The sequence below is a fragment of the Prosthecobacter sp. genome, from assembly GCF_044378005.1.
GTDB lineage: Bacteria > Verrucomicrobiota > Verrucomicrobiia > Verrucomicrobiales > Verrucomicrobiaceae > Prosthecobacter.
In genome coordinates this window covers 1-23859 of record NZ_JBILYB010000053.1, presented here as the reverse complement: position 1 = coordinate 23859, position 23859 = coordinate 1, and the positions used below count along the sequence as shown (strand labels likewise).

Here is a 23859-nt window from a genome sequence, read left to right as displayed (position 1 = left end):
GCCGCTAACCGTGCGTTGAAACAGCGTCTCAATTGCACACAGCCATGCATCTTCCCTCCACCCTGGCCCTCCTTCCAGTCGGTAGCAGCGCCGTGATCCACAGCCTGCCCACCGGGCGCGCTGGTCTGACCCGACTCCGCGAACTCGGCCTGACGCCTGGGGCAAAGGTCGAGGTGGTGCGCCGGGCACCGCTGGGGGAGCCGATTCAGATCACCGTGCGCGGGTCCCATCTGGCGATGCGCAATCATGAGGCGGAGCACATTCTCGTCACTCCGGCTGAAGCATGAGCGCACCTGATTCCCCGCTGCTGGCCATCGTCGGCAACCCGAACTCGGGCAAGACCACCCTCTTTAACCTGCTCACCGGCCTGCGCCAAAAGGTGGCGAACTATCCCGGTGTGACGGTCGAGAAGAAGATCGGCGAATGCTGGAGCCAGCATGGCAAGAAGCTCCGCCTGATCGACCTTCCCGGTGCCTACAGCCTGAATGCCCGCAGCCCGGATGAAGCCGTTTTGCGGGATGTTTTGCTAGGCCGCCGCAGCGATACGCCAAAGCCGGACAAGGTCGTGCTCGTGCTGGATGCGGCGAACCTGGAGCGCAACCTCTACCTCGCCACGCAGATCCTGGAACTCGGCCTGCCCACGGTCATCGCGCTGAACATGATCGACATCGCCGAGGGCAAAAACTGGCAGATTGACGTGAAAAAGCTCTCCGCAGAGCTCGGCGTGCCCGTCATCCCCATGCAGGCGACTTCGGGCCAAGGTCTGCTGGAGCTGAAGTCCGCCATGAGCCGCGAGGACCTGCCCCAGCCGCGCTGGCATTCCGCTCCGCTGCCTGAGGAAATCCGCGCCTCCGTGCTCGCCACCCGGGCCGAGTTGGTGCTCACCGGAGCTGTGCAGGAAAAAAGCTCTCTGCTGGAGCCGCTCTACCTTCTTTCCGATCATGATCCGCTCCACGCCGGGATCAAGGACACGCAACTCGGGCAGATTTCGAGGGGCCGTGCCGCTTTGGAAAAAGCTCACCCCGGCTGGGAGGATCAGCTGGTCAACGACCGCTACTTCGCCATCGAAAAACTCTGCCGCGATGTGCTGGTGCGCCCGGATCAGGAGCCCGTGACAATCACGCAGAAGCTTGATCGCTGGCTGCTGCATCCCGTGTTCGGCGGCGTCTTCGTGCTCGCCTTCCTGGTCTTCCTTTTCTACCTCATCTTCAAGGTCGCCGAGGGGCCCATGGGCTGGATCGAGACTGGCTTTGCCACACTCGGGAGCTGGGTCACCGGCGTCATGCCGCCGGGAGATCTGCGCGACTTGATCGTTGATGGCGCCATCAATGGCGTCTCCGGTGTGGTCATCTTCCTGCCGCAGATTTTGATCCTCTTTTTCTTCATCGGCATCATGGAGGACACCGGCTACATGGCGCGGCTGGCCTTCATCATGGACCGGTTGATGAGCGTGGTCGGGCTGAACGGGAAGGCATTCCTGCCTTTCCTCAGTTCCTACGCCTGCGCCGTGCCCGGCATCATGGCCACGCGGACCATTGATAGCCCGAAGGACAGGCTCATCACTATCCTCATCGCCCCGCTGGCGAGCTGCTCCGCCCGGCTGCCTGTGTATCTGCTGCTCATCAGCGCCCTCATGCCAGACAGCGTCTCCCTTTGGGCCAAGGCCAGCATCATGGTCGGCCTCTACGCTCTCGGCACGCTCGGTGCTTTTGGCTTCGCCTGGATCTTGAATAAAGGCATCATGCGCGGAGCAAACGCCCCCATGATTCTTGAGATGCCCAGCTACAAGATGCCCTCCATCAAGGGCATCCTGCTCCTCGTCTGGCAGCGGGCGCGGGCCTTTCTCCTGCGGGCAGGCACGGTCATTTTTGGCATCTCCATCCTCATCTGGGCGGCCTCCACCTACCCGAAGAGCGACTCCCCCGATGCCTCCATCAGATTGGAGCAAAGCATCGCGGGCAAGGCCGGGCATCTCATCGAACCCGTGATCGCTCCGCTCGGCTACGACTGGAAGATCGGCATCGGCCTCATCGGAAGCTTCGCCGCTCGTGAGGTCTTCGTGAACACCATGGCCGTGGTCTATGCCGTGCAGTCCGAGGACGAAGAAGACATGACCCCGCTGCGCGACCGCCTCCGCCAGGAGACCCGGGCGAGCGGCAAGCCCGTCTATTGCCCGCTCGTCTGCATCAGCCTCCTCGTCTTTTACGTCTTCGCCATGCAGTGCGTCAGCACCATGGCCATCGTGAAGCGCGAGACTGGTTCCTGGGGCTGGATGTGGTTCCAGCTCGCTGCCATGACCGGCACCGCCTATGTGCTTGCCCTCGCGATCTTCCAGATCGGCACAGCGATGGGGTATTGAAGAACCTCCCAATATGCCTCCAGAATACCAATCCATCGCCGCTCTGGCCGTCGTTTGTCTGACGGCTGGGATCTTTATTTGGCGGGCTTTTCGGGGCAAAAAGGCGGGTTGCGGCGGTGGCTGCGGATGCCCCGTAAAGCCGAACCAAAAGAAATAGGTCGAAAACGCTGGAAGCCTTTAAAATCAAGGCACGGATGAGTTTGTGAAAAATTTCACAAATAAACCTTGCCTCTCTCGCCCCCCCGGCTAAAAACCACTCCGCAAACTTCCCGACCCACCCACGTATGGCATTGCCTTTGACCTCCCTCCCTTTCTCGCCTGTGCTAGCTGTTAGCGCCAAGGCGTCGGAGATGTTTGGGGCTGATGTTCTGAGCTTTATCACCAACTCGGTGATCGTCGGCCTTTGTGTTCTGGGAATCGTTTTCTATTTCTCGAAGAAGGCTACGACCAACATGACTCTCGTGCCGCACAAGGCGCAGAACTTCTTCGAGTTCGTCATCGAGTTTCTTTATGGTCGTGTTGAGGGCATTGTCGGTCACAAGCAGGCAAAGCTGGCATTCCCGCTTCTGGGCACGCTCTTCATCTACATTCTCGTCTCGAACTGGTTCGGTCTGATTCCCGGTGTCGGAACTCTTGGTTTCGGTGATGCCACCGGTCCGTTTAGTGTTTCCGAAGTCCACGACCCATTGCTTCGCCCGCCAACGGCTGACCTGAATGCAACGCTGGCTCTCGCGGTGTCTGCTTTCCTCGTCTGGCTGGTTCTTACGATCAAGGAAGTGGGTGTCTGGGGATTCATCGTCCACACTTTTGGTCCAAAGGGTGGCCTCAAAGGCATCATGGGCATGGTGGTCGGTGCAGTGTTCCTCTTTGTGGGTGTCATCGAAATCGTCTCGATCGTTCTCCGTCCGATGACGCTCTCTGTCCGACTCTACGGTAACATCTTCGCTGGTGAGAGCGTGCTTCACACCTTGGGCGGTTTGCTCGACAAGGCTGGGATGCCCTGGAGCTTCATTGGTGCCGTGCTCTTCCCGTTCCCTTTCTACTTCATGGAGCTTCTCGTCGGTCTTCTCCAGGCCATCGTGTTCACTCTCCTCTGCTCGGTTTACATCCAGCTCTCCACCACTCATGACGATCACGGTCATGAGGAGGGCGACCATCATTAATTTCTGACCCTTTGCCCGCAGGACCATGCGCTACGCGTGGATGTGGTCGAAACAACAACACCAACTCGAATACTACTATGACAATGGAACTCATCTCGATGGCGCAAGCCGCTGCTGCTCATGGCGCTGAAGCCTCCGGTATCGCCGGTAATATCACCCAAGCAATCGGTGGCGCTGGCGCTGCAATCGGCGTGGGCCTCATCGGCTCCAAGGCCGTGGAAGCCGTCGGCCGCAACCCTGGCGCTTTCGGTAACATCCTGACCCTCGGCATTATCGCCATGGCCCTCGCTGAAGGTCTCGGCATTCTCGCCTTCTTCGTCAGCAAGTAAGTCTCCCGCGAGCGGCGGGTCGCCCTGAGTGGCCCGCCGCCGCACTTTTTCCTTTCCCTTTCGCAAGTTCGCACTCTTTCTCGTCCACCTTCAGTCTATGGAACTTCTCTCCCCCATGTTCAGCAAAATCGTCCCGGTCATCGCTGCCGGTCAGGTGGACGAAATCGTGCAAAAATTCGGCCTCGCTTGGCCTAAGTTCATCGCCCAGGTCCTCATCTTCGTGGCGGTGTACACCATTCTGAAGAAATTCGCCTTCGGTCCTATCCTCGCCATGCTTGAGCAGCGCCGCCAGCGCATCGCTGATGGTGAAGCGAAGCTCGAAAAGATCGCCAAAGACCTCGCTGAAGCCGAGAAGAACGCCAAGTCCGTCATCGACAAAGCCAATGACGACGCCAATCGCATGATTAAGGACGCTGGTGATAGCGCCAAGTCCTTGGCCGAAAAACGCCAGCAGGAAGCCATTCACGAAGCCAACCAGATCATCGCCAAAGCCCGCGAGGCCGCCACGCTCGAACACGAGCAGCTCATGGCCCAGCTCAAGCGCGAATTCGGTCGCATGGTCTCCGACGCAACCAGCCGCGTTACTGGCAAGGTCCTCAACACCGACGACCAAACCCGCATCAATCAGGAAACCTCCGCCCAGGTCTCCCTGTAATCCCTTTCAGTCGCTCTGCCTCACGTCATGAAAATCAGCAAGGAAGCCCGCCGCAGTTCCCGCCAGCTTTTCAAAGCCTGCCTCGTCAATGGCAAGCTGGATGACTCGCGCGTGCGCTCCGTGGTGTCCAAGGTCGCAGCGGCCAAGCCGCGCGCTTACATGGGCATCCTGAACAACTTCAGTTCCCTCGTCCGTGGGGAAACCGACCGCCAGCGTGCCGTCGTCGAGAGCGCCACACCGCTGACCGCTGACCTCCAAGCCAATCTCAAGACCAGCCTTTCCCAAAAGTATGGCCGCGAACTCACCCTTGAGTTCCTCGTGAGCCCCGAGCTTCTCGGCGGCATCCGCGTCAAGGTCGGTTCCGATGTCTGGGATGGCTCAGTCAAAGCCCGCCTCGAAGCCCTCAAAGCCAGCCTTTCCTAATCGTCCGAGTTCCAAAGTCCTTTCCCAAAACCAGTAGTTACCATGAGCAACATCCTCCAGGAGATCGAATCCCAAATCGCCGGACTCAAAACGGCGGTCACCAAGTCCAACGTCGGCGTTGTCCGCGAGATCGGTGACGGCGCCGCCAAAGTGGAAGGCTTGAGCGATGTCATGCTCAATGAAATGATCGAGTTCCCAGGCGGCCTCTACGGCTTGGCGCTCAACCTCGAAGAAACCGAAGTTGGCTGTGTGCTTCTCGGCTCTGGCGAAAGCATCAAAGCTGGCGACGAAGTCAAAACCACCGGACGCCTCCTTTCCGTTCCTGTCGGCAAGAGCCTCCTCGGCCGTGTCGTGAACGCGCTCGGTCAGGCCGTTGATGGCAAAGGCGACATCAAAGGTGAAGCCCAATATCCGGTCGAAAAGATTGCCCCTGGTATCATCGCCCGTAAGTCCGTGTCCGTCCCTGTGCAGACCGGCATCATGAGCATCGACGCCATGATCCCGATTGGCCGTGGTCAGCGTGAGTTGATCATCGGTGACCGCTCCACCGGCAAGACCACCATCGCTGTGGACACCATCATTTCCCAAGCTCAGCAGAACAAGGCTGCCGAGCAGGGTAAGCTGGCTGATCACAAACCTCTCTATTGCATCTACGTTGCCGTCGGTCAGAAGCAGTCCAACGTCGCTCGTGTGGTGAAGACCCTCGAAGACGCTGGCGCGATGGAATACACTGTCGTCGTCAACGCTTCCGCTTCGGACAGCGCCGTGAACCAATACCTCGCTCCTTACACCGGTTGCGCCATCGGTGAGTGGTTTATGGACCAGGGCCAGGACGTTCTCATCGTCTTCGATGACCTTTCCAAGCAAGCCGTCGCCTATCGTCAGGTGTCCCTCATCTTGAAGCGCCCATCCGGTCGTGAAGCTTATCCCGGTGACGTCTTCTATCTCCACTCACGTCTCCTTGAGCGTGCTTGCCGCGTGAATGAAAACTACGGCGGTGGTTCCATGACCGCTCTGCCGATCATCGAAACGCAGGCTGGCGACGTGTCCGCCTACATTCCGACGAACGTGATCTCCATCACCGACGGTCAGATCTTCCTCGAAACCGATCTCTTCTACCAGGGCATCCGCCCCGCCATCTCCGTCGGTCTTTCGGTGTCCCGCGTGGGTTCCGCCGCTCAGACGAAGGCCATCAAGAAGGTGTCCGGCACCACGAAGCTCGACCTCGCTCAGTTCCGCGAACTCGCTGCCTTCGCTCAGTTCGGTTCTGACCTCGACGCTGGCACGAAAGCCAAGCTCGACCGCGGTGCTCGCATCGTTGAACTCTTCAAGCAGCAGCAGTATCAGCCGAAGAGCCTGCCGATCATGGTCATCACCCTTTATGCCATGCAGAAAGGTTACTTCGACAGCGTCGCTGTGGACCGCGTGAAGGAATTCCAGGCCAAGCTCGAAACCTACCTCACCGAGCGCAAGTCCACCCTCGTGGACACCCTCGCCAACGAGAAGAAACTCGACAACGTCGAAGGCGACATCAAGACCGCTCTCGACGACTTCAAGTCCTCCTGGAAGTAAGCCTTTCAGCTCTCTGCCATCCGCTCTTAGCTCTCCGCTCACATGCCCTCCACCCGCGACATCCGCCGCCGAATCAAATCGGTCAAGAACACGGCCCAGATCACCAAGGCCATGCAGCTCGTCGCGGCTGCGAAGATGAAGAAGGCGCAGGATCAGGCCGCCAACGGTCGCTCCTATGCCGAGTTGATGAACAAGATCCTCGTCAGCCTCAAAGAGAGTGCTGAGGAAGGGATTCATCCTTACTTCTCCGAAGGCAAAGGCGACAAGACTCTTGTCCTCGTCATCGCCACGGACAAAGGCCTCTGCGGCGCTCTGAACACGAACCTCCTCAAGAAGGTCGTGAACACGAACATCCAGGGTGAAGTCGAGTTCGTCACCATCGGCCGCAAAGCCGCTCAAGGCCTGTCCCGTCTGCGCAAAACGCTCATCGCCGACTTCCCGATCAAAGACCCGGTGAAGTTCCCCGAAGTCCGCAGCGTCGGTAAATTCATCCAGGACAAGTTCCGCTCGGGCGAATACAAAACCGTCCTCGTCGCCTTCAACAACTTCATCAACACCGTCACGACCATCCCTTCCGTGGAGCAGATCCTCCCCGTGAATCCAGTGACCCTCGGTGGCAAACGCGGCTTTGACGAGACCCCCGGCGAGATCAACGCCGCCGACCTCCCACAATATACTTTTGAGCCCGGCGCAGCCGTCGTCTTTGAGTCCGTCCTGCCACAGTATGTGAACGGCACGATCTATCAGATGATCCTCGAAGCCCGCGCCTCCGAGCACAGCAGCCGAATGGTCGCCATGAAGAACGCCACAGACAACGCCAAGCAGATGCTCAAGGATCTCTCCCTCGAGTACAACAAGCTCCGTCAGGCAGCCATCACCAACGAACTCCTCGAAATCACCACGGCCAAGATGGCTCTCGAGTAATCCTTCAATTTCAAATCACAGATCGCAAATCATCCCATGAGCAACATCGGCAACATCGTTCAAATCATTGGTCCCGTGGTGGACGTGGATTTCTCAGCCAGCGGCAAGCTGCCTGCGATCTTCAATGCGCTTGAGATCAACTTCGATCTCGGCGGCAAACCAACCCGTCTCATCTGCGAAGTCCAGAGTCACCTCGGCGATGGCTGGGTCCGCTCCGTCGCCATGAGCAGCACGGAAGGTCTGAAGCGCGGCATCAGCGTCACTGACCTCGGCTCCCCGATCACCGTTCCTGTGGGTGAAGAAGTCCTCGGACGTATCTTCAACGTCACCGGCGACGCCATTGACGACCAGGCGGCCCCTGCGACCACGAAGCGCTACCCGATTCATCGCCCAGCTCCTGCGCTCGTCGATCAAAACCCATCCGCTCAGATTCTCGAAACCGGCATCAAGGTCATCGACCTCATCTGTCCCTTCACCAAGGGTGGTAAAGTCGGCGCCTTCGGTGGTGCTGGCGTCGGCAAGACCGTCGTCATCATGGAGCTGATCAACAACATCGCCAAAGGCCACGGTGGTTACTCCGTGTTCGCCGGTGTGGGTGAGCGTACTCGTGAAGGCAATGACCTTTACCACGAAATGATCGAGTCCGAGGTTATCAAGGTGAAGAAGAACGGCCACGACATGGTCCGCAACGACCAGGGTGGTTATATCAGCGAGCCCGGCTCCAAAGTGGCCCTCGTGTACGGCCAGATGAATGAGCCTCCAGGTGCTCGTCTCCGCGTCGCTCTCTCCGCCCTCTCCATGGCCGAGTACTTCCGCGATGAGAAGAACCAGGACGTGCTCTTCTTCGTCGATAACGTCTTCCGTTTCTCCCAAGCTGGTTCCGAAGTGTCCGCCCTTCTGGGTCGTACGCCGTCCGCCGTGGGTTACCAGCCCACGCTGGCCTCTGAAATGGGTGCCATGCAGGAGCGAATCACCTCTACAAAGAGCGGTTCCATCACTTCCTTCCAGGCCGTTTACGTTCCTGCGGATGACTTGACTGACCCAGCTCCGGCCAACACCTTCGCTCACCTTGACTCCACCGTCGTGCTTGAGCGTTCCCTTGCTGAGCTTGGCATTTATCCAGCCGTTGATCCTCTTTCCTCCGTGTCGAAGGCCCTGGCCCCAGACATCGTCGGTGAAGAGCACTACCGTGTCGCCCGTGGTGTCCAGCGCGTGCTTCAGCGCTACAAGGATCTCCAGGATATCATCGCCATCCTTGGTATGGACGAACTGTCCGACGACGACAAACTCACCGTGTTCCGCGCTCGTAAGCTCCAGCGCTTCCTCAGCCAGCCCTTCCACGTCGCTGAAATCTTCACCGGCACCAAAGGCGAATACGTCAAGGTGAGCGACACCATCAAAGGCTTCGCTGAGATCCTCGACGGCAAGCACGACGATGTGCCAGAAGCCAACTTCTACATGAAGGGCGGCATCGACACTGTGCCAAAGAAGTAAGTTATCCATTTGCCTCTCAAGCGCTCATGCCTCTCAAACTCGAAATCGTCACCCCCGAAGCCCGCATCTTCTCTGATGAGGTGGACACTGTTGTCCTCCCAGGAGCTGAAGGCGAACTCGGCATCTTGCCAGCGCATGCTCCGCTGGTGACGACTCTCCAGTGCGGCGAACTGCGCATCACCAAAGGTGGCAAGACCACCGAGATGGCCGTGGGTGAAGGTCTCGTCGAAGTCACCGGCGGCTACGCCCGCATCCTCACCGACATGGCCATCGACGTCGAGTCCATCGACGAAAAAGCCGTGGAAGAAGCTCTCGCACGTGCCAAATCGCAGCTCGATTCCCTCAAGCCCGGCGAGCACCAAGAAGAAGTCGCCGCCGTCATGGCGATGATTCAGCGCAGCACCGCCCAGCTTCACATAAAGCGGAAGCGCAAGACGATCTAAGCACACAAGCGCCAGGTTCATTTTCAAATGCCCACCTCTTGGTGGGCATTCTTGTGTTGGCAGTTCACCGCATATTTTAAGCCCAAAGTAAATGATGCTTGAGCGGCCTTTGCAAGAACGGCAGTCTGGATCTGTTGATCACCTATTCCCACCCATGAAAGCCTCTCTCAAGTACGGACTTCTGCTTGTCCTGATCACCAGTTCTGTCCACGCCGACATCAAAATGCCAGCGCTCTTCAGCGACGGTCTCGTGCTCCAGCAGGGCAAGCCGGTGGCGGTCTGGGGCTGGGGTGCGCCTGATGAAGACGTGAGCGTGCGCTTCGCTGGGCAGACACAGGTCACGAGGGTGGATCTGGAGGGCAAATGGCGGGTGTCGCTTGATCCATTGCCTGCCAATGCCCAGCCGCAGGAGATGACCATCGCAGGGAAGAATACCGTCACTTTGAAAAACCTGCTCGTCGGGGAAGTGTGGGTCTGCTCGGGTCAATCCAACATGCAATGGACGGTCAGCCAGGCAGGGAATCCGCAGCAGGAGATCTCGGCGGCGAATTTCCCCCAGATTCGCATGTTTAATGTGGAGCGCACGGTGGCCATGACACCCGCCGGTGACGTGAAGGGCTCCTGGAAAGAGGCGAACCCGCAGAACGTCGGCCAGTTCTCTGCCGTGGGATACTTTTTCGGGCGCCACCTGCATCAGGTTCTGAAAGTGCCCGTGGGGCTGATCAATACCTCCTGGGGTGGCACGCGCATCGAGGCCTGGACGAGTCGTGAGTCGCTGGATGAGCGCCCCTGCGCGGCTCAGATGCTGAGTGACTGGGATGGCATCCGCCAAAGCTGGGACGCCACGGCGGAGAACGCCAAATTCGAAGTCGCCAAGGCTGAGTGGCAGGCATTGGCAAAAAAGATCAACGACGACAACGCCAAACTGCCCGCCGAGCAGAAGAAGAAGGCCCCTGCCGCACCGCGCCCTCCGGAAGATCCGACCAAGACGCCGCACCACCCTGCCGTGCTCTTCAATGCCATGGTGGCCCCGCTTATTCCTTACTCCGTGCAGGGTGCCATCTGGTATCAGGGGGAATCGAATCAAAAGCGCGCCTTCCAGTATCAGGAACTGCTGCCAAATATGATCAACGACTGGCGCACCCGCTGGAACAGCGAGCTCAGCTTCTACATCGTGCAACTCGCCAATTTTGGAAACGGCCAGCCTGTGAGCAAGGAGGCCGGTGTCGCGGACACTTGGGCCGAGCTCCAGGAGGCACAGTATCTCACCGCGATCACCTTGCCCAAAACCGGCGTCGCTGTCATCAATGACATCGGCGACGAGAAAGACATCCATCCGAAGAACAAGCAGGAAGTCGGGCGTCGTCTCGCTCTCTGGGCACTGGCGAAGGACTATGGCCGTGCCGACACCGTCTTCAGCGGCCCCATGTTTAAAAACTCGATGATCGAGGGGAACAAAGTGCGCGTGCAGTTCGATCACATCGGCGGAGGGCTGAAGACGCGTGATGGCGGCGAACTGAAGCACTTCCAGATCGCAGGCCAAGATCAGAAATGGGTCTGGGCGCAGGCCAAGATCGAGAACAACGAAGTCATCGTCTCCAGTGACGCCGTGGCAACTCCTGTCGGTGTCCGCTATGCCTGGGCTGCCTGGCCTGAGGGTGCCAACTTGATCAACGCCGAAGGCTTGCCCGCCAGTTGCTTCCGCACGGATGAGTTCATCCCGAGCACCTTGGGAGTGGTTTCACCCTTCCAGGAGGTGCAGAAGGCTCAGGCTCGATGAATCACGCTACAGAAGCGTGCTGTCATCTTGCTTCTCCAGGCGGCCGATCTTCTTTTTGATCGTCTCCAGGTGCACCGTCATCTCGTGCAGCGCTTTCAGGCTGTCTTTCATCGTCTCCTCGTCCTTCAGGTGGGGCAGGGCAGGGTGGATTTTCATCATCTGGAGCGCGATGGTCTTCGCGGCGTCGCGGATTTGCTGAGTGGCTTCGGGGCGTGTCATGATGGACGACATTGGTCAAAGGATGGTCATCTGGCAATAGCGGGAGTTGTCAGACCTCCGCCCGGCGTCTAAACAAAGCCATGGATCTTCGTCATTTGCGTTACTTTCAGGCTGTGGCCGAGGAGCTGAGCTTCTCCAAGGCAGCTCGTCGCCTGCGCATCGCCCAACCTGCACTCTCCCGCGCTGTGCAGGAGCTGGAGCAGGATCTCGGCACGCGCCTCATTGATCGTAACCGCCGCACGGTGGCGCTGACGCCTGCTGGCACCGTTTTACTTGGTGAGACCGCCGTGGTGTTGGAGCGGCTGGATGAATCTCTGCGCCGGGTGAAACGCACCGCAGCGGGTGAAGAAGGCGAGCTGCGGCTCGGCTACATCGGGCCGCCGACACAGCCTTTCCTCGGCAGACTGCTGGCCGAATACCGGCAGCGTTTCCCGAAAGTGTCCGTGCATCTGGAGGAGCGTACCCCGGAGCGAGTGTGGGAGATGGTGGCAAAAGGCCGTCTCTCCGTGGCTCTCACGCGGCCCGTTCCAGGGCAGGGTGAACGCGCGCTGAGCACCCTGCTGCTGCGGCAGGAGCCGCTCGGGATCGTGGTGCGCGCGGATCATCCCTTGGCGGAAAAGAAATCCATCGCCTGGAAAGACCTCGCACAGGAGCCGCTCATCGTGCTCGCACGGCGTGAAGGCGTGGGCCTGCATGATGAGATCCTCGCCGCCTGTCGTGCGGCAGGTTTTGCCCCGCGCATCTCGCAAAGCCCGAGCTTGATGGGCACCGTGCTGACCTATGTCGAAGCTGGTTCAGGCGTGGGCATCGCCACAGACAGTGTGGCGGCCTCCTCCATGCCCGCCTGCTTGCGCTATGTGCCGGTCACACCGGAACACAGCGTGCCGCTCGTCATGGTCTGGAATCCCGACGAACTCAGCCCCTCCGTGAAAGCCTTCCGTGATCTGATGAGCGAGTGGCTGAAGGATGGGAAGCTGTGGGAAATGAAAGATTAAACATCCTCGTCCACATCACCTTCACCGGCCTTCTTGCCACGCAGTTTGGCTTCCATCATCGCATCGAGATCGCCGTCCATGACACCGGAGATGTCGCTGGTCTTTTCACCCGTGCGCAGATCTTTGACCATCTGGTAGGGCTGGAAGACGTAGCTGCGGATCTGGCTGCCCCAGCCGATGTCGGTCTTCTCGCCGTATTGGCGGGCGACTTCGGCGGTGCGCTTGTCTTCCTCGATCTGGTAGAGCTTGGCCTTGAGCATCGCCATGGCTTTGGCGCGGTTCTTTGGCTGGCTGCGTTCTACCTGACAGGCGACGATGACGCCGCTCGGGATGTGGGTGATTCGGACAGCGGTTTCCACCTTGTTCACGTTCTGGCCGCCTTTGCCGCCTGCGCGGTAGGTATCGACTTTCAGATCGTCGTCGCGGATGTCGATGTTGATGTCCTCTTCGTTGTCGGGCGTGACGTCGATGGAGGCAAAGGAGGTGTGGCGCTTCTTCGCCGCATCAAAGGGGGAGATGCGCACGAGGCGATGAACTCCGCGCTCGTTTTTGAGGAAGCCGAAGGCGTTCTCACCTTGGATTTCCAGCGTGGCAGAGCGCGTGCCCACATCGTCGCCTTCTTGATGATCGATGATCTGGACCTTGTAGCCCTTTCGCTCGCACCAGCGGACGTACATGCGCATGAGCATGTCTGCCCAGTCGCAGGCCTCCGTGCCACCGGCGCCGGAGTGGATGATCAAGAAAGCACTGCCGCGATCAAACGGTCCCGCGAGCAGGAGATCGAGTTCATAGGCAGCGATGGCTTTGTTAATCGCATCAAATTCGCTCTGCACTTCTTTGATGCTCTGCACATCGCCCTGCTCCTTCGCCAGTTCGATGAGGATGGGGAAGTCTTCCACGCGTGATTCGAGACCACCGAGTGGCTCGATCTGCTTTTTGATCACGTTCGCGCGGTCGATGACCTTCTTCGCGGCGTTTTGGCTGTCCCAGAAACCTGGGGCGGTCATTTTATGTTCCAGAGCGTTCAGCTCTTCGGTTAGCTTCGGTACGTCAAAGATACCTCCGGAGTTCGATCAGGCGGCCTTTAAGGCTCGCCACGTCGAACGCCTGGAGGTCAGTCAGGACGGACTTTGAGTTCGTTTCCATGGGGCGCGGGGCTTACGGCATGAGGGCAGGGGATGCAAATGGGAATCACGAGTGTTTGCGACCTGCAGCGAAGCACCAACGGCCCCGCCATCAAGCGAGCGCCTCAGAGCTGGCAGGCCAAAAACGATTCACCCTCACCTCGGCAGGGTGCGGTGAAGCATGGGGGCGGGCTGGATGAAGCCTTCGGGGTTGTCGGGCCAGGGGGCTCCGTCTTCGATCCATTCGTAAAGGGCGCCTAACTCCCAATCACTCAGAGTGCCGGCGACCCGTGGAATGGTGCGCGGGTGGCTGCCATCGGGCTCGATGGCGGTGAGCAGCAGGCTGGCGGAGGGATCTCCGGGGACGACGAAGGCGCTGCCCTGCCTGCGTGGGGCGTAGAGTCCGCTGCGCTGGACGAGGGTGAGCCCGGCGGGGGCATTGATGCCCTGATGACAGGAGACGCAGCGGGCGGCGAAAATGGGTTTGATGTAGCGGACGAAGTAGGTTTCGTCTGCCAGGGCGGTCACCGGTTTTTCAGGGGTGGGATCACTCTGGCAGGCAGCCATGAGGGCGATCAAAGCAAGGCAGGGAAGGAGGCGGACCGGAGACATCTTCCTCAACTAGCCCGGAGTCTGAGTAAGTGTGACAGCGGGAGGTGTCAGGGATTCTCGGGATTGAAGACAGGCTTGAGTTTCCCGGCCTCGCCTTCGGGCCAGTAGGCACCGTCTTCGATCCATTCGCTGAGCTCGCCGATCTCGTCCTCAGTGAGGCTGACTTCGAGCTTCGGCATGAGGAGGGGATGGGTGCCCATGCGGGTGACGGCGGCGACGATGAGGCTGCAATCAGGATCACCGGGGATGATGAAGGGGCGTCCGGTGCGCGGACTGACGGAGGCGCGTGCGCTCACCCCATCGGTGAGATTCAGCCGCGCAGGTGCCTGGGGGCCCTGATGGCAGCGGAGGCAGTTGGCCTGGAAGACGGGCTTCACATGCGCCTCGAAGTAGGCGACCTCGGCACGATGACTTTTTAGCGAGGTGCAGGCGGCGAGCAGGACCAGCGTGGCGATTGTGAGGAGTGGATGGATTTTCATGAGTGCAGTGTAACTGCTAAAGGCGCGAAGACGCGTTGCCAATCCTGTTTTCTTCTGCGGTGATCCTGCGTGCGGCTTGACGGGATCTGCCCTGTCCTGCCAGACTGCTGTTTCACATGACGAAAAAGAACCACAGCAACGGGCATTGCCGCATCGTGCTCACCGGTGGCCCCGGCGGGGGAAAGACAACGGCGGGGGATCTCTTCCGTCGCGAAATGGGGGAGCGTGTGGTGCTGGTGCCGGAGGCGGCGACGATGATCTTCACGGGCGGATTCCCGCGTGTGCATGTGCCCGGTGCGGTGCATGCGGCACAGCGCGCCATTTATCACGTGCAGCGGAATCTGGAGGATGTGCAGGCGGCCATGTATCCTGACCGCGTGCTGCTGTGTGATCGCGGGACGATCGACGGCGCGGCCTACTGGCCGGGTGATCCGCATCACTTCTTCGAGGATGTGGAGACGACGATGCAGGCGGAACTGAAGCGTTATGACGCGGTGATCTTCTTCGAAAGCGCCGCTGTGGGTGGCATGGGTATCGAGGGAGGGAACCCGATCCGCAATGAGTCCATCGAGCAGGCCGTGGAGCTGGATCGCAAGCTGCGGCAGCTATGGATGAAGCATCCGCGCTTCATCCTGGTGCCTCATAACCCGAGCTTCTTCAAAAAGATCTCCTTCGCGCTCGCGGTGTTGGAGGGCATCGTGGCTGAGATGGGCTGCAAGTCAGCGGCGAAGAAGATCAAGGGGCGCTGCCGAAAGTAGGCTGAGTCAGCAGTTTCCTCCTGATTTGTCACATTCGGAATCTTCCCCACAGGCTGATTCTAAGCTTGCATGATTCGTGCTGAGAAGCATAACGCCATTCTCTCTCCCACCTCCTTGATGTCTCCGCTGCCGACCGTTCTGCAAAGGACAGCACCTCCTCCACTGACCGACTTTCTGGCAGCACCTCTTTCCGGTAGGCCGACGAGAGAGCTGTATCCCGAAGGTGGCCCGTTCATGGTTAGGCAGGGCTTCCAGCAGTCGGAGCTGGCCTGGCTTTGCCCGATGCTGGGCGCTTTCTTTCCCTCGCTGCCGAGAGTGATGGATGTGCAAAACAATGGTGCCCAGGTCATGGCCATGCTGGGGACTGCCCCTGGCGAGCCTCTCAAAGAATACATCCTGCGGGTGGGGCCGCTGCCCGTGGGCGTGGCCTGTGCCTTGGTCTGGCGGCTGTCAGCGGAACTGGAGGCGCTGGAGGCCTGGCTGCCTCAGGTGGTGTGCCTCATCAATCCTCTGGGCTGCCGCGTGGGAGTCTGGCAGGAGGAGTTTCTGCACTTGTTTATCGACCGCTTCGAGGCCCGTGCCTGCGCTCCTGAGTCATTGCCGACACGCCTGCTCGAAGTCTGCGCGATGCTGATGAACGGGCGTCCGGGAGTGAATGTGACGATGGCCGCCATGGCGCGTGTTCCAGTCGAGCTTCTGTCACTCTTCCGGGAGATCGAGCGGGGGGGCAGCACGACTTTGTCCCTCAAGCAATTGAAGGCCATCATGCTCATGACCATCGCCAACGTCACGCATGGGCTGAAGGGCTCCAACATGCTCTCGCAACTCACTTTGGCGCCGAGTCTGCTGCCGGCAGTCCCGGCGCGGACGGAGCCGCCGGAGATATTCGGACGTGTGACATCGTCCTCGAACTCAGCATCCTACATCCGTCTTTCCCGGCTCCTGGCCCATCGCCACTGCCTGGGGCAGGGGGAGATCGATCTGTTGCGGGAGGCATTGAGCAAAGTGGCCCCCGAGGTGCCCGCCGCCGATCTCAGCCTGGACCCGCAGCACATCCTGCTTCGTCTGCCGGGCCAGCGTGACATGGCGCAAACCTCACGCGCGCTGGATGTGAGGCTGGACAGCGTCAGCGGACTCGTGGTGATGCTCGAATCCCGCCGGGGCTGCCTTTCCCTCGGCAGGTCACCCATCGTGATCCGGGAGGCCCATGAGCCTGGCATGACCTACTCAGACCTCGGGGCGGACTGGCAGGAGCAGTTCAACCGGCTCTGGCAGTGCCTGCAGGACGGAGCCTACGGCCTATCCAGTTATGATCTGGATTCCGCCAAGGGCCTGGAGATGCCCGGCCTCTTCACCTGCTATCTCGGCGACCATCTCCTGCGCGGGACCGCCCGCTACAAACCCGCACCGGGTGAAGAAGCACCGCCGGTCCCGGCCGCCCCGGCGGCAAAGGTGAGCGCTTTGGATTCCCAAGATTTGCCCACCAATTTCCCTTTCAGCCTTACTCCACCTACGCTACCTCGACCTCCTATGAAGATGATCATGATCACCGCTGGCAGCGGCGGCACCGGCAAAAGCACCATCGCCCGACTCCTCTACGAACTCGCAGGGTTCGAGAAGCGTGACGACGTGGCTCTCTTCGACTGCGATGCCCTCGGCAACCGTGACTTCCAAAAGATCTCTCCTCATAAGATCGAGTCCATGCCCATCGACAACGTGGACACCATGCGCCGCATCGTCGAGTCCGCCATGGAGGGCAAGCTCGTGCTCGCCGATCTCCCCGCGAGCTGCCAGGACGTCCTCGCACGTGATCTGAACCCTGGCATCATCGAGAGCCTGCGTGTCGATGACGGCCTGCACTGGCTGCCCATCCATCCCGTCACCTCCAAGGCCGCCAGCCTGCCCGCCATCAAGCAGTGGCGCACGGCAGTGTTTGGGGATGCACCATCCGTCATTGTGGTTAGTCTCAAGGACGGCCCCGTCAATCCTGAAACCCTCGATGAGATCATCCGCCCCCAGGACATCGTGCTGAAGATGCCCGTGCTGGATCAGAGCCTCGCCGCCGCGCTGGATGCCTCCAACGCCACCTGGGAGGCCATCCTCGAAGGCCGTGTGGCAGACAGCCATCGCATGTTCGGCAATCCGCTCGTGAAGCGCCAGCTCCGCCTGAAGCTCAAGGAATGTGAAGAGGCCCTCTTTCCCATCCTCCGCCACATCCTCAAAGAGCCCGTTGGAGAGTGAATGAGATCTGAGGGGCATCCGGCAGCGAAGTATCGAAAGCCGTGATGCACTCACGGCAGCACCATGCGGGCGGTTGCGTATGCTCACTCATGCATCGCGCCTTTCTTCTCCCGCTCCTCCTGCTCACCGTCGCCACCACTCGCGCCGAGTTTAAAGCAGGAGCCTTTGCCCAGGACATCTCACCCACGAGGTTTCCCGTGCCCGTGAATGGCGGCATGAAGGGCGGCTTTGCTGATAGCATCCATGATCCCATGCATGCCCGTTGTCTGGCGCTGAATGATGGGAAGAGGACGCTCGTTTTTGCCATCGTGGACGCCTGTCTGCTGCCGCGTGAGATCAGTGAGGAGGCGAAGACGCTGGCCGCCAAAGATGCCGGCATCCCGCGCGAGCACATCCTCATCTCCGCCACCCACACGCACTCAGCCGCAGCGCTGACGCCCGCCTTTCAGAGTGACCCTGACATGGACTACGTGAAGGGCGTGCCCGCCCTGATCGCCAAAGGCATCGTGCAGGCCATCCAGAATCTGGAGCCCGCTGAATTTGGTTGGGCCTTTGGCAGTGATCCCGCGCAGGTCTTCAACCGCCGCTGGCATGTGAAGTCGGGCCTCTCGTATGAAAACCCCTTCGGCATCACCACGGACCGCGCGCAGATGAATCCGGGGCAGGTGAATCTGAAGGTCTCCGTGCCCACCGGACCCGTGGATCAGGACGTGGCCATCCTCGCCGCACGCAGTCTCGCAGACGGGCGGCCCATCGGCCTGCTGGCCAATTACAGCCTCCACTACGTCGGCGGAAATCCCGCCATCAGCGCGGACTACTTCGCCGCCTTTGCCCATGAGATGGGCGACCGCCTCAAGGCAGGCGATGCACGCTACTCCGGCAAGCCCGCCTTCGTCGGCATCATGAGCAACGGCACCAGCGGCAACATCAACAACGCCAACTACGGCTCCTCCCTCCGCTACAAGCGCAACCCTGGCGAGCAGATCCAGCTCGTGGCCCGCAGCGTGGCCGATGCAGCGATGAGCGCCTTTGACTCCATCAAGTGGCAGAAGGAAACGGAGATCGACACCGAAGAGAGCGAGCTCCAGCTCGGCGTCCGCAAAGGCACCGCGCAGGAGATCCAGCAGGCCGAGCAGTGGCTGGCCACCATCCCCAAGGACAAAGACGGCCAGTGGGGCGACCGCAAAGCCATCTATGCCCGCGAGACCCTGAAGCTGGCGGACTATCCCGACACCGTCCCCGTGAAGCTCCAGGCGCACCGCATCGGCAGCCTCAGCATCGCCAGCATCCCCTGTGAAGTCTTCGTGGAGATCGGCCTGCGGCTGAAGCGCACCAGCCCCTTTGACCGCCACTTCACCATCTCCCTGGCCAATGGCTACAACGGCTACCTGCCCACCGAAGAGCACCACGCCCTCGGCGGCTACGAGACCTGGCGTGCCCGCAGCAGCTACCTCGAAGTCCCCGCCGCCACCAAGATCACCGAGAAGCTGGAAGCCATGCTCGGCGCGCTGAAGAGGCGGTCCGAGTGAGACCCGTAGCAGATCGTCTTCGCCTCATCCGCCCCGACCCCTCACCTAGCCTCTCCCCAAGGGGGAGAGGGACCAGCACTTCAGCATTCCCATCCTGCCCTCCCGCCGCAACGCGCATCGTGCTGCACCTTCAGCGTCTCACTGCGCCTTCAGTTGGAAGAAGGCCGCGTTGTCCGGCACGGTGAACTGGAACTCCAGCTTGCCCTGGCCGTTGATGACGGTGGATGTGCCGACCCCAGTCATGGGGAAGGGTAGGAAGCTGCCCGGTAGCAGCGTCGTGCTCTTCTCCACACCGAGGGTCAGGGTAAAGACACCCGTCGTCGGGTGACGCTGGATCAGCGGGGTGCCCACGTTCAGCGCCTGCACTTGCGCCGGGGTGTAGAGGCCGGCGGCGTTCGCACTGGAGTAATAAGTGTTCACCAAGGCCGTCTGGCCCACCTGCCAGTCGAAGCCCAGTGCCGAGAGCTGGAATTCAGCGAGGTCGTTCAGGCCGTCGCCATCACCATCAGTGTTTGAAGAGATCACCGTGCCCGAGAGGTTGATGTCGAAAGGGTTCTCCGCATCTGGATCATTGCTGGCGATGTGGAGCGCTGCGGCGTGCGTGGCGCTGACCGTGCCGGTGGGGGTGAAGGTCACGGTGAAGATGACCGTGCCCGCTCCCACAGGGATGCTGGTGCCGCTCAGTCCGCTCACGATGAAGTCCGTGGCATAAGTCCCGCTCTTGGTCACAGCGAGGCTGGTCAGGCTGGCGTCGCCGGAATTCGTGATGGTGAAAGTGAGCGGTGCGCTGCTGCCCAAGGTCACGGGGCCAAAGTCAATGCTGCCAGCATCCGCCAGGGCGGCAGCCTGCGTCACGGCGATGTCGGGGGTCAGGGGTCCAAGGCCGGTGAAAATAGAGGCCGCCCCGGCAGACAGTGCCCCTTCATTGGGCGTGCTATTGATGCCCGTCGAGCTGCTGTCCTCAAAGGGTGCCCCGACCACCGCCGTGCCGCCAGACACCGCCACGGACGAGCCGAACTGGTCGCTCGCCGTGACTTGGCTGGCCTTGAGGTAGGCCTGCTCGCTCCATGTCGTGACGTTGCGCACGAAGACATACGCCGCACCGGCTAAGCTCGCCACCTCATCAGGCGTGCTGTTGATGCCCGTCGTGCTGCTTCCCTCATAGCGTGCCCCGACCACCACCGTGTCGCCAGACATCGCCACGGAGTAGCCGAAGTTGTCGCCCGCCTGCGAGGTGCCGACGGCTGCGGGCTTCAGGTAAGCTTGCTGGCTCCAGATCGATCCGCTGCGCACGAAAACATACGCCGCACCGGCATCGGCCGCTCCCTCATCGGGCGTGCTGTTGATGCCCGTCGTGCTGCTGTCCTCATTGCGTGCCCCGACCACCACCGTGTTGTCAGACACCGCCACGGAAAAGCCGAAGAAGTCGTTTACTTGCGTGGTGCCGACGTCTGCGGGCTTGAGGTAGGCCTGCTGGCTCCACGCCGATCCGCTGCGCACGAAAACATACGCCGCACCGGCAAAGCTCGCCCCCTCATCGGGCGTGCTGTTGATGCCCGTCGTGCTGCTGTCCTCACCGATTGCTCCGACCACCACCGTGTCGCTAGACACCGCCACGGATGAGCCGAAGTTGTCGCTCGCCGTGACTTGGCTGGCCTTGAGGTAAGCCTGCTGGCTCCACGTCGTCCCGCTGCGCACGAAGACATACGCCGCCCCGGCAAAGCCCGCCGACTCATTGGGCGTGCTGTTGATACCCGTCGTGCTGCTTCCCTCTCGGTTTGCCCCGACCACCATGGTGTCGCCGGCCACCGCCACGGAGTAGCCGAACTGGTCGCCCGCCTGCAAGGTGCCGACGGCAGCGGGCTTAATGTAAGCCTGCTCGCTCCACGTCGTCCCGTTACGCACGAAAACATACGCCGCACCGGCAAAGCTCGCCGCCTCATCGGGCGTGCTGTTGATGCCCGTCGTGCTGCTGTCCTCGCCGTAGGCCCCGACCACCACCGTGTCGCCAGACACCGCCACAGACCAGCCGAAGTTGTCGCCCGCCTGCGTGGTGCCGATGGCCGCAGGCTTCAGGTAAGCCTGCTGGCTCCACATTGATCCGCTGCGCACAAAGACATACGCCGCACCGGCAGTGCCCGCCAAATCATTGGGAGTGCTGTCGATGCCCGTCGTGCTGCTTGCATCACGGTTTGCCCCCACCACCACTGTGTCGCCAGACACCGCCACGGAGATACCAAAGGAGTCGCCCCCATGCGAGGTGCCGAGGGGCTTGACGTATGCCTGCTGGCTCCACGTCGCGCCACTGCGCACGAAGGCATACGCCGCTCCGGCAGCGTACGCCCCCTCATTGGGCGTGCTGTTGATGCCCATCGTGCTGCTATCCTCATAGAGTGCCCCAACAAATACCGTGTCGCCGGACACCGCCACAGACAAGCCGAAGTAGTCGCCCGCCTGCGTGGTGCCGATGACCGCGGGCGTGAGGAAAGCCTGCTCGCTCCACGTCGATCCGCTGCGCACGAAGACATACGCCGCACCGGCACTATCACCGTAATAGATCGCGTCCTCACTGGGTGGGCTGTTGATACCCGGATTCGTGCTGTCCTCACCAACTGCCCCGACCACCACCGTGTCGCCAGACACCGCCACCGAGCCGCCGAACCCGTCGCCCAGCTGCGTGGTGCCGACGACCGCGGGCTTGAGGTAAGCCTGCTGGCTCCACAGCGATCCGCTGCGCACGAAAACATACGCCGCACCGGCACCACTCGCCCCCTCATCGGGCGTGCTGTTGATGCCTGTCGTGCTGCTGTCCTCAATGAGTGCCCCGACCACCACCGTGTCGCCATCCACCGCCACGGAGGAGCCGAAGAAGTCGTTCACTTGCGTGCTGCCGAAGGCTGCGGGCTTGAGGTAGGCCTGCTCGCTCCACATTGATCCGTTGCGCACGAAGACATACGCCGCACCGGCATTGTCCGCCCCCTCATCGGGCGTGCTGTTGATACCCGTCGTGCTGCTATCCTCACGGTGTGCCCCGACCACCACCGTGTCGCCAGACACCGCCACGGAGTTGCCGAAGAAGTCTTGCGCCGTGACTTGGCTGGCCTTGAGGTAGGCCTGCTGGCTCCATGTCGTCCCGCTACGCACGAAGACATACGCCGCCCCGGCCTTGGGGGCTGCCTCATCGGGCGTGCTGTTGACGCCCATCGTGCTGCTTCCCTCATAGCGTGCCCCGACCACCACCGTGTCGCCAGACACCGCCACAGAGTCGCCAAACTCGTCGCCCGCCTGCGTGGTGCCGACGGCAGCGGGCTTGAGGTAAGCCTGCTGGCTCCACGTCGCCCCGCTACGCACGAAGACATACGCCGCACCGGCAGCACTCGCCGACTCATTGGGCGTGCTGTTGATGCCCGTCGTGCTGCTGTCCTCAAAAGGTGCCCCGACCACCACCGTGTCGCCAGACACCGCCACGGAGTGGCCGAACTGGTCCTGCTCCACTGCGGAGCCCAGGTTGGTAGCGGGCTTCACGTAAGCCTGCTGCGCGATGGGATCGATCGTGATAGGGTAGCGCGCGGCGCGGTCATCCACCAGCAGGCGCACGGCATTTTGCCCCGCCGGCTCGAAATGCGAGACCAGGATCTTGCCATCCGCGTCCCACACCTTCAGGCCCGTGTAATTCAGCACCGTGGCACCGCCCGCGTCCTGGAACATGACGCCGAGGGCATCGGGGCTGACTTTGGGGGTGAGAGTGCCGCGCACGGCGAGGGTGAAGGAGAGACTCTGAGAAGAGGAGGCGGGAAGGCTGGGTCGCTTCGCGACCGTGAAGCCGTGCTCCAGCCCGCGCTTATCATTCACCCACCACTCCTGCACGGTGGCATCCCACTGGTAGCTGAGGCGCTGGCCCTCGGCCTTCACCGCCGGGGTGCCGCCGATGGCTGTCTGCGTTTCCTCAAAGCCGTAGCTCTTCAGCTCCAGCCCCCACTGCCAGTCCGCATCCCGAGGCTGGGCAAGGAAGCCACGCCGGTCGAACTTCGTGGTCCACTGCTGCCCCGGATTCCGCGCCTGCCAGCCGCCCTCGATGGGCTGGAAAGCGTGCTGCCCTGCCTCGTAGGCCGCGCGGATGCTGGCCCAGTCGGACTTGGCCAGGCCCTCCGGCACCTGATCGGGTGTGGTGAGTTGCTGGGTTTTGCCTGCTGGAGGCGTGGCTGCATGGAGTGAGCCATGGCTGGCGAGCAGCAGCCCGAGGGCGAGGAAACGAATCGTTTTCATATCAGGGGATGCTGGCTGGCGCGGGGAAGCCTGAGAGTCAGGCGCTGGAAGATGCCGAGCTAGGCCGGGGGAGCAAGGGGTGAGGGCGGCAGGTCGAGGTGTGAGGAGCGGCAGGTCGAGGTGTGAGGAGCGGCAGGTCGAGGTGTGAGGAGCGGCAGGTCGAGGTGTGAGGAGCGGCAGGTCGAGGTGTGAGGGGCGGCAGGTATAAACAACGGGGCCGCCCTTGCAGGAGTGGCAGGGGCGGCCCGTGAGGAGAGACGAGTCGCCGTTTAGGTCAGCGGGAAGGGGTATTCGCTGGTGCGCAGGGAGCCATTGATGAGGGCGGTGATCTCCACGTGGACGACGCCGGTCAAGCCTGTGGGCGGCAGGGAGCCTGTCAGAAAGTTTGTGTGGAGGGTCAAAACCGAGGACAGGAAGACATGAGAAGACCCAAAACGAAGGAAGACAAAGCGCTCGATGAAGCGCTGGACGTATTGATCGCCAAAAGCGGCCAT

21 protein-coding genes are annotated in these 23859 nt (G+C 61.1%); 15 read left to right on the top strand and 6 right to left on the bottom strand.

Going from position 1 to position 23859, the window contains the following annotated elements; all coding sequences use genetic code 11:
• The first annotated feature begins 44 nt into the window (after nucleotides 1-44).
• From AC6FTP_RS12350 to AC6FTP_RS12300, 11 genes are all read left to right on the top strand, one after another.
• Nucleotides 45-287 (top strand): FeoA family protein, encoded by a 243-nt coding sequence (locus AC6FTP_RS12350; RefSeq protein WP_497207225.1) that lies wholly within the window; start codon nucleotides 45-47, stop codon nucleotides 285-287.
• A complete protein-coding gene (feoB, locus tag AC6FTP_RS12345) occupies nucleotides 284-2359 on the top strand; it encodes a ferrous iron transport protein B (protein ID WP_497207224.1) in 2076 nt (691 codons plus the stop codon). The genes AC6FTP_RS12350 and feoB overlap by 4 nt, the downstream gene beginning before the upstream one ends.
• A 320-nt stretch (nucleotides 2360-2679) precedes the next feature.
• Complete coding sequence (atpB, locus tag AC6FTP_RS12340; RefSeq protein ID WP_497207223.1) at nucleotides 2680-3522, top strand: F0F1 ATP synthase subunit A; 843 nt, start codon at nucleotides 2680-2682, stop codon at nucleotides 3520-3522.
• A 77-nt stretch (nucleotides 3523-3599) separates the two neighbouring features.
• Complete coding sequence (locus AC6FTP_RS12335) at nucleotides 3600-3851, top strand: ATP synthase F0 subunit C (RefSeq protein ID WP_497207222.1); 252 nt, start codon at nucleotides 3600-3602, stop codon at nucleotides 3849-3851.
• A gap of 115 nt (nucleotides 3852-3966) precedes the next feature.
• Nucleotides 3967-4506: a F0F1 ATP synthase subunit B gene (locus AC6FTP_RS12330; RefSeq protein WP_497207221.1), complete on the top strand. Its 540-nt coding sequence runs from the start codon at nucleotides 3967-3969 to the stop codon at nucleotides 4504-4506.
• A 27-nt stretch (nucleotides 4507-4533) separates the two neighbouring features.
• The gene (gene atpH, locus AC6FTP_RS12325) at nucleotides 4534-4929 is read left to right on the top strand and encodes an ATP synthase F1 subunit delta (RefSeq protein ID WP_497207220.1); all 396 of its coding nucleotides are present in this window, start codon (nucleotides 4534-4536) and stop codon (nucleotides 4927-4929) included.
• A gap of 42 nt (nucleotides 4930-4971) precedes the next feature.
• Nucleotides 4972-6501, top strand: coding sequence for a F0F1 ATP synthase subunit alpha (gene atpA, locus AC6FTP_RS12320; RefSeq protein WP_497207219.1), 1530 nt, complete (start codon nucleotides 4972-4974; stop codon nucleotides 6499-6501).
• 42 nt (nucleotides 6502-6543) lie between these two features.
• Complete coding sequence (gene atpG / locus AC6FTP_RS12315) at nucleotides 6544-7425, top strand: ATP synthase F1 subunit gamma (protein WP_497207218.1); 882 nt, start codon at nucleotides 6544-6546, stop codon at nucleotides 7423-7425.
• Nucleotides 7426-7461: 36 nt separating this feature from the next.
• The gene (atpD, locus tag AC6FTP_RS12310) at nucleotides 7462-8919 is read left to right on the top strand and encodes a F0F1 ATP synthase subunit beta (protein WP_497207217.1); all 1458 of its coding nucleotides are present in this window, start codon (nucleotides 7462-7464) and stop codon (nucleotides 8917-8919) included.
• Nucleotides 8920-8945: 26 nt separating this feature from the next.
• Complete coding sequence (gene atpC, locus AC6FTP_RS12305) at nucleotides 8946-9362, top strand: ATP synthase F1 subunit epsilon (RefSeq protein ID WP_497207216.1); 417 nt, start codon at nucleotides 8946-8948, stop codon at nucleotides 9360-9362.
• 154 nt (nucleotides 9363-9516) lie between these two features.
• Nucleotides 9517-11142, top strand: a complete 1626-nt coding sequence (locus tag AC6FTP_RS12300; RefSeq protein ID WP_497207215.1) for a sialate O-acetylesterase — start codon at nucleotides 9517-9519, stop codon at nucleotides 11140-11142.
• Between the two features lie 6 nt (nucleotides 11143-11148).
• On the opposite strand, the gene AC6FTP_RS12295 is transcribed toward AC6FTP_RS12300, so the two are convergent.
• The gene (locus AC6FTP_RS12295) at nucleotides 11149-11361 is read right to left on the bottom strand and encodes a hypothetical protein (protein WP_497204186.1); all 213 of its coding nucleotides are present in this window, start codon (nucleotides 11359-11361) and stop codon (nucleotides 11149-11151) included.
• 80 nt (nucleotides 11362-11441) lie between these two features.
• On the opposite strand from AC6FTP_RS12295, the gene AC6FTP_RS12290 reads away from it, so the two are divergent.
• Nucleotides 11442-12356, top strand: a complete 915-nt coding sequence (locus AC6FTP_RS12290; protein ID WP_497207214.1) for a LysR family transcriptional regulator — start codon at nucleotides 11442-11444, stop codon at nucleotides 12354-12356.
• Here AC6FTP_RS12290 and prfB read toward each other — a convergent pair.
• The 3 genes from prfB to AC6FTP_RS12275 all read right to left on the bottom strand — a co-directional run bounded on the left by prfB (nucleotide 12353) and on the right by AC6FTP_RS12275 (nucleotide 14571).
• Nucleotides 12353-13502 (bottom strand): peptide chain release factor 2 gene (prfB, locus tag AC6FTP_RS12285; RefSeq protein WP_497207213.1). Its coding sequence is split into 2 segments (ribosomal slippage): nucleotides 12353-13414 and nucleotides 13416-13502, totalling 1149 coding nucleotides; the frame shifts between segments, so codons are not numbered across the junction. The genes AC6FTP_RS12290 and prfB overlap by 4 nt on opposite strands.
• A 134-nt stretch (nucleotides 13503-13636) precedes the next feature.
• Entirely contained in the window at nucleotides 13637-14092 is a 456-nt protein-coding gene (locus tag AC6FTP_RS12280; protein ID WP_497207212.1) for a c-type cytochrome domain-containing protein, read from the bottom strand.
• Nucleotides 14093-14139: 47 nt separating this feature from the next.
• Nucleotides 14140-14571, bottom strand: a complete 432-nt coding sequence (locus tag AC6FTP_RS12275; RefSeq protein WP_497207211.1) for a hypothetical protein — start codon at nucleotides 14569-14571, stop codon at nucleotides 14140-14142.
• A gap of 116 nt (nucleotides 14572-14687) precedes the next feature.
• On the opposite strand from AC6FTP_RS12275, the gene AC6FTP_RS12270 reads away from it, so the two are divergent.
• The 3 genes from AC6FTP_RS12270 (at nucleotide 14688) to AC6FTP_RS12260 (ending at nucleotide 19099) form a co-directional block, all read left to right on the top strand.
• Nucleotides 14688-15329, top strand: a complete 642-nt coding sequence (locus tag AC6FTP_RS12270) for an AAA family ATPase (protein WP_497207210.1) — start codon at nucleotides 14688-14690, stop codon at nucleotides 15327-15329.
• A 117-nt stretch (nucleotides 15330-15446) separates the two neighbouring features.
• Nucleotides 15447-17570: a DEAD/DEAH box helicase family protein gene (locus AC6FTP_RS12265; protein WP_497207209.1), complete on the top strand. Its 2124-nt coding sequence runs from the start codon at nucleotides 15447-15449 to the stop codon at nucleotides 17568-17570.
• Nucleotides 17571-17659: 89 nt separating this feature from the next.
• Nucleotides 17660-19099 (top strand): hypothetical protein, encoded by a 1440-nt coding sequence (locus tag AC6FTP_RS12260; RefSeq protein WP_497207208.1) that lies wholly within the window; start codon nucleotides 17660-17662, stop codon nucleotides 19097-19099.
• A gap of 138 nt (nucleotides 19100-19237) precedes the next feature.
• Here AC6FTP_RS12260 and AC6FTP_RS12255 read toward each other — a convergent pair whose 3' ends face one another.
• Together AC6FTP_RS12255 and AC6FTP_RS12250 are read right to left on the bottom strand one after the other, a co-directional pair.
• On the bottom strand, nucleotides 19238-23365 hold the full coding sequence (locus AC6FTP_RS12255; RefSeq protein ID WP_497207207.1) for a choice-of-anchor D domain-containing protein: 4128 nt from the start codon (nucleotides 23363-23365) through the stop codon (nucleotides 19238-19240).
• A gap of 269 nt (nucleotides 23366-23634) precedes the next feature.
• Nucleotides 23635-23859, bottom strand: a 225-nt coding sequence (locus tag AC6FTP_RS12250) for a hypothetical protein (protein ID WP_497207206.1), incomplete at its 5' end; no start/stop codon positions are given.